General features: G+C 63.3%; 9 protein-coding genes. All 9 read right to left on the bottom strand.

All coding sequences use genetic code 11. The annotated features are described in order from the left end of the window. Positions 1–359, bottom strand: a 359-nt coding sequence (locus WDA27_14650; protein ID MFA5892165.1) for a hypothetical protein, incomplete at its 3' end; no start/stop codon positions are given. Next, complete coding sequence (locus WDA27_14645; GenBank protein ID MFA5892164.1) at positions 356–778, bottom strand: hypothetical protein; 423 nt, start codon at positions 776–778, stop codon at positions 356–358. The genes WDA27_14645 and WDA27_14650, both read right to left, overlap by 4 nt. Positions 779–931: 153 nt before the next feature. Then, on the bottom strand, positions 932–1,225 hold the full coding sequence (locus WDA27_14640) for a hypothetical protein (GenBank protein MFA5892163.1): 294 nt from the start codon (positions 1,223–1,225) through the stop codon (positions 932–934). After that, positions 1,222–1,524, bottom strand: a complete 303-nt coding sequence (locus WDA27_14635; protein MFA5892162.1) for a hypothetical protein — start codon at positions 1,522–1,524, stop codon at positions 1,222–1,224. Before WDA27_14635 ends, WDA27_14640 begins: the two co-directional genes overlap by 4 nt. 1 nt (position 1,525) lies before the next feature. Then, on the bottom strand, positions 1,526–1,777 hold the full coding sequence (locus WDA27_14630) for a hypothetical protein (GenBank protein ID MFA5892161.1): 252 nt from the start codon (positions 1,775–1,777) through the stop codon (positions 1,526–1,528). Between the two features lie 88 nt (positions 1,778–1,865). Beyond that, a complete protein-coding gene (locus WDA27_14625) occupies positions 1,866–2,420 on the bottom strand; it encodes a hypothetical protein (protein ID MFA5892160.1) in 555 nt (184 codons plus the stop codon). 1 nt (position 2,421) lies between these two features. Then, a complete protein-coding gene (locus WDA27_14620) occupies positions 2,422–2,787 on the bottom strand; it encodes a hypothetical protein (GenBank protein ID MFA5892159.1) in 366 nt (121 codons plus the stop codon). A 37-nt stretch (positions 2,788–2,824) separates the two neighbouring features. Continuing rightward, positions 2,825–4,993 carry a hypothetical protein gene (locus tag WDA27_14615; GenBank protein MFA5892158.1) on the bottom strand — a complete coding sequence of 723 codons (2,169 nt, stop codon included), beginning with the start codon at positions 4,991–4,993 and terminating at the stop codon, positions 2,825–2,827. Positions 4,994–4,996: 3 nt separating this feature from the next. Further along, positions 4,997–5,462: hypothetical protein (locus WDA27_14610; protein ID MFA5892157.1), on the bottom strand; the 466-nt coding region annotated here is incomplete at its 5' end.

Genomic DNA, 5,462 nt, shown 5'->3' with positions numbered 1-5,462 from the left:
GGATTCCCAGACACTTGCGCCGGGTTTATCCGGTGCTGCATATCGGTATTCAGATCCGCATGCCGCGCGCCACAACCAGACTCATCGCTTCGCAAATCTCCCACACGTTCGGCAGGCGGTACGTGTCCAGCCGTGGGCGCTGCAAAGCGAACAGCCGCAGTCCTGCGCGGCAGCAGGTACGACGACGGGAGCGGGAGACCTCGCAATTTGAACGCGTGCGAGAGGGTGGATCTGCCGAGAACGAATCCCCACAGCCCGGAAAGCTCGGCTCTGGCATCGGCCATCTCCTCTACGTGATACCGCTGCAAGACGCCAATGGCCTGCGCGATCTGCGCGTCGTTGATTCTGATGCCGCTCATTCTTCCCTCTGCTTTCGGCCGTAGCGCTGGTGTCGCGCATGCGCAGCGAGCGATCTCCAACCGTCCGGGAGCTCCGGCAGCGTCCAGCCCCATCGGGCGAGCACCGAAGGCACAGACGCGTCGAGCGCCATCGCGACGCTTTCCTCGGTTCCGTTGTTGAGCGTGCGTCTGGGCACGTCGCTGAGAATCGAATGCACGATCTCGTGGATGATGATTCGCGCGTAGTCCTTGCGCGGCAGTCCTGCCCATACGAGCAAGCGCCACGAGCCGAAGCACAACAGCCCGCCCGTCTCGCCGCCCGTTGGATGGTCTTTCGCCAGCGCGGGCTCATGCTCATCGGAGGCTAGGAACACGGGCAGTGGGCGGCACGTGGGAATGTGCAGCGTAGTCCACCGAAGCATCTTCCACGTGGTCGGCATTGATTCACCTCACCCGTCGTTGTCGCTTCATCGCCGCCCGAATCTTCGTGACCAGTTTCGCGCGCTCGATTGTCTCCGGTGCCGCGATACCCAGCGACCGCGCCAAGCGACACAAGGCGTCACTTTCTGCGGCCAGAAGGATCTCGCGGGTCATCATGGCGCGGGGCTCGGGGTTGTGTCGCGCGGTGCGTATTTCTTGGCGAGCTTCACGAGCCGCTTGCACGCGTACACGAGAGCGTCGATCACTTCCTCGAACATCTCGTCAGGCTCATGACGTGGATCGTCGTCGCGGAACCGTCCGTAACTTGCCTGCCCATCGCCGACGCGGGTTGCCATCGTGGCGAGGATCCGCTGCTCGATCGGCCCCAAGTGGTCGAACGCCTCGATCATCTCGTGGCGCGCAGACACGTCGGGTGCGTCGACTTCGTGGCCTTCGAGGGGGATCATGTCTTCCCCCTCAGCGCCGCGATGTTGTCGGGCAGCGTGGCTTGCGTGCTACGCGGAGGCAGGGTCTTGGCTCTCGCGTTCTCGCTCATCATGGCCTCGACGCATTCGGTCAGGTTCGCGCCCTCGAACGGGACCGACGTTTGCGCGCCAGTCAGACCGTGGGTCCACATCATGAGGCCAGTCCCGCACGCGCGGATCGACGCTCCGTGCTCGCACGCCACAACGAGCGCGTCCCACATGTCGACCTTGTGCTCGGCTTCGGTGATGGGCAAGCCGGTGCGTGCGCGAACGAGAGGCACGCTACTCGACTCCTGCGTCGGTGGGCAGTGTGCAGGTCTGGTCAGCCAAGCTCGCAGTGAGGATGTCGAGCGCCGAGTCGGTGAGTCCACAGTAAGTGGCGATGTCGTTGCGTCCGTTGGCCTGTGCGACCTTGACGCATTGCTCGGCGCTCATGGTGAGCACGCGGAGAGCGGCATCGCCCTGCGCCTTGGTGCAAGCCCAAAGGGCTACGATCGAAGCCAGGAAAGCTACAGTCAGGAATAGGTTTCTCACAGTGTCCACCTTTCGGAAACGGCGACCATTGCGCATGCCAAGAGCACGAGCAGGATCGCGGAGAATAGATAGCAGCCGAGGTTGTGCATCAGTGCACGAACTTTCCGAGTAGCGCGAGCGCGCCTGCGACGGCTACGGCGACAGCGGAGATCGCCGCCAACGCAGCAACGATCCGCGCGTGGCGCTTGTCGTCTGCAGCCTTGCGGTCTGCGAGTTCTGCGGCGCGTTCCTCGGCTCGTAGCTTTGCGCCCTCGAGCCTTACGCGGGCCATGTCTGCCTCGTCGCGCGCCTTCTCAGCGTCCACGGCTCTGCGTTGCTCGCGGCGTATCTTGACGAGCCCAAGGTGCGGAACCTGGATCGCCGTCGATGTGGGTATCGGTTCACCGTCGTCCACGTCGAGCAACTCCGGCGGGTGGTCACTGGCGTACTTCGCGAGCGCCTCATTGGCCGGACCGCAGACGACTGCGCGGATTGCGCGTGAGTCTTCGCGGGTGGCGTCGGTGACGATCCGCATTGTCGCCAGCGAGATCTCGACGTTGCTGAGCCGTTGCAAGAAGCGCCCGTGCTCTGCGGTGTGGCGCTGCAACGCATCGCAACCTCCCCCGTTTCCGGAGGGGTCTGGACAGTCGTCGGGTCGCTCCATGTCATGCCTCGGGCGTGGTGTCGCGGATGATCGTGGGCGGGAGAGGTTCCTTGCGCGTGAGCGGCCTGCCCTCGCCGAGCGCTACGGCGGCGAGCGCCGCGATCGTTTCGTCGGACGGGGGACGGACGGGGAGGGCGTCAGCAGGCTTCGCTGGCGTGTCACTGCTCGTCGTGCTGCCGATCTTCGCAACGCCCTCGGCTGCGAGGTAGGCCGCGATGAGCCATTTTGCGAAGTCGAGTAGCTGCGCTTCCTGGACCTTGCCGAGGTAGCAGAGCACGCCGACGACGGTCAGGCTCAGGGCGAGCGCGATCGCTTTCTTCGATTTGAGCATGTCTGCGAGGGGGCCAATGAGAGGGGTGATGTTCATTTCTTCTATCTCCTGCCCGATGCGCCGGGCGTGGGGGTCAGACGATTTCGTAGGAGTACGTCGAGCGATCCCCCGCGACCGGCGTCAGGGTGAACTTGGTTTTGTGCGTGATGACGCACAGTGGTGGGCGGGTGGGGGTCCCGCTTGCTGCCACGAGTGTCAGGATCACTCTGTCTCCAACGCCCGTCCCAGAATCCCCGTTGATGTCAGGCCACGTCACATCGACAGCCGCATCGGACCCGAAGGTGACGTTCCCGCGCGAAGCGTAGCCGCCGTTGGCGAAACGGTTCGTACACGCAGAACCGTCGTAACCGTAGCCAAGTCGCACCGTGCTTGTGGCCCCTGCGAGGTAGACGCCGATGCCGCCGCCCGCGACCTCCGCGCATTTCGTGCTGTCGATCAGCACCACAGATCCCGCGCCAGGAATGTAAACGCAGGCATTTCGGCCCGTGAGGTTGCTCCCTGTGATGTGTGCCCGCACACCCGCGTCAACTTGGATGCACGGCGATCCGTCGTGGATGATCGCGCCGCCGATCTCTGCGTTGTACGCCCCTGCGAGCAAGTGGATCCCGTATGGATCATTCCCAACCACGCGCTGCAACGAAATCTCATCCGAGATGTCCATGGAGTAGTCAGTAGCGCCGTTGGATTCGCACAGCTTGATGACAGTTCCCTTGATCCCTGCGTCGATCTTGATCGTGTGGAAGTTGCCGACGTTGGAGCGTGCCGTTATGGTGTTGTCCTTTGCCTTCGCTGCGCTCGTAGTGATCCAAACTCCGTTGTAACAGGAGTCGCAGTTGCAATCGATGTCATTGAGCCTAGCTCCGTCGCGCAACAGTACAGCCGATTGGCTGCACCCGGTCGCGTTGAGCGTAACTCGATTGCGCGAACACCCGTATATGTCCGCCGCGTTTACGACCGAAGTCATGAGCCCGTTGACGCCTCCGTTGACAAGCGCCTCCACCTTGCAGTGGTCTGAGCACAGAAGGAAGATGTTTGCGCTGACGCAGTGATCGGATTGCGACTTGACGATCTCGCTTCCGCGCTGGCCCTCCAGCGTGAGCCCGGCCCCTGACACGTCGTGTCCGTCGTACACCATGCGCTCGTATCGGTTTCGCACGCCACCAAGATCGAACGAGCACCCGAGCAGCGTGACCCCCGAGCCGTCCACGTTGAACCCAGAAACGCAGCAGTCCCAAGAATATGCAAGCTCGACGATCTTGTCAGCGCGACCGCCGCCTGCCGAGTTGGGTAGCACCTTGCAGCCGTTGCCCTCGATTCGGATCTTTCGCGCGACCTGCGCATCGGTGGGACAGTAGATGCGCGAGTCCGTTACGGGGTTCGTTCCGCCCGTTGCCGCGAACGGTTGCGCTAGCGCGGCATCGATGCCGATCCTGCCAGCGACGATCGCGATATTGTTCGCGCCAGAGTCGGGCACCACCGTTGCTGCGATCGTGATGCTGGGAGTGAAGCCAGAACCACCAACCGCCGCGCAGTTGATGACCCCGCCCGCGTCGTCGGCGCGCGTTCCTGTGGCGACGTGGACGGTCTTCGCCGAGTCGCTGTAGAAGTCAATCACCGGAACGGCGGCAGGCTTGGTGACGTTGTAGTAGTATTTCCACACGTCGGAGTTGCCGAGCGTAGCCCCGGTCGCAACGAACGCGGAAAGCTGCGCGTCACCCAGCACCACGTCAGTCCGAGAGCGCACCAGGAAAGAGTGAATACGCGACGGGGATTCCAGGATGATTGTGCCACCAACGGAGCAGCCAGACGGGTCCAACACGTCGATGTAGGACTGGCCCTCCGCAGCAGCAGCAGCCAGATACGACGATACCGCAAGCGACCCGATGATCACGTGCCAGAAGATCGATCCGTCCTCATTCGCGTTGCCGATCGGCCGAAGGTCGTAATACAGCGTGCATCCCGGCTCAAACTCGAAATCGATCGAGTGCGGAGTCACCTGCTTGGACAGGCAGTACCACGAGCCTTTTGCCCCTCGCAGTTTCCAGCCGTTCGCGTCGCACACGTTCGCGACGGCTACCCACCGCGCCCAGTCATCGATAGCGCCACCCGCCACCCCCGCAGGAGTCAGCGGCGCGAGCACGACGGAGCCGAAGCGGGCTCCAATCTTGAGGGCGTCGGCTGCTGCATCAACGGCCGAAGACGCAGTGACGATCCCGGGCTTACCACCAAATCGTGTAGTCATGGCTCAGTCCCTCCACGCGTGGTACTGGCCCACTGCGCCGGGTGAAGTGTAGGTCGCGAGAGTCGTCGAGAGCGCGAGTTGAATGCCGGTCGAAAGTTGGTAGTGCTCCGGCCACGTGATGGCCTCGCCTGTGTCGACTTCACCCACGATGAACCACGGGACGTTCCCCAGCACGGGCGCGGCTGCGAGGTTGTGGATCTGCAGGTAGCACTTGACCAGACCCGAGTTGTACACGCCGAAGCTGTTGAGCATGCCCGCCGTGGCCTTCACTGAGCCGACCGCTTCAAGGGCTGCTGATCGGTATTGGGCGCTGCCCGCGTACATGCTCAGCAGGGTCGCGTCGAGAGCCGCGCCGGGGGGGAGGGCGGCAGTGGTCACATTGACCTTGAGTCCGTTCGTGGCGTCTCCTGGGGCCGTGCAGCCGTTGACACCACCGTCGTCCAAGACCAGCGCATTTGCAGTACCGCGC

This window comes from Actinomycetota bacterium (genome assembly GCA_041658565.1).
Taxonomy (GTDB): domain Bacteria; phylum Actinomycetota; class AC-67; order AC-67; family AC-67; genus JBAZZY01.
This window is presented reverse-complemented; position numbering and strand designations above follow the sequence as displayed.

What these genes read in the sequence shown, in the direction of transcription:
- WDA27_14645 (MFA5892164.1), bottom strand. Translation starts at nt 778, where the DNA reads ATGCCGACCACGTGGAAGATGCTTCGGTGGACTACGCTGCACATTCCC.
- WDA27_14640 (MFA5892163.1), bottom strand. Translation starts at nt 1,225, where the DNA reads ATGATCCCCCTCGAAGGCCACGAAGTCGACGCACCCGACGTGTCTGCG.
- WDA27_14625 (MFA5892160.1), bottom strand. Translation starts at nt 2,420, where the DNA reads ATGGAGCGACCCGACGACTGTCCAGACCCCTCCGGAAACGGGGGAGGT.
- WDA27_14620 (MFA5892159.1), bottom strand. Translation starts at nt 2,787, where the DNA reads ATGAACATCACCCCTCTCATTGGCCCCCTCGCAGACATGCTCAAATCG.
- WDA27_14615 (MFA5892158.1), bottom strand. Translation starts at nt 4,993, where the DNA reads ATGACTACACGATTTGGTGGTAAGCCCGGGATCGTCACTGCGTCTTCG.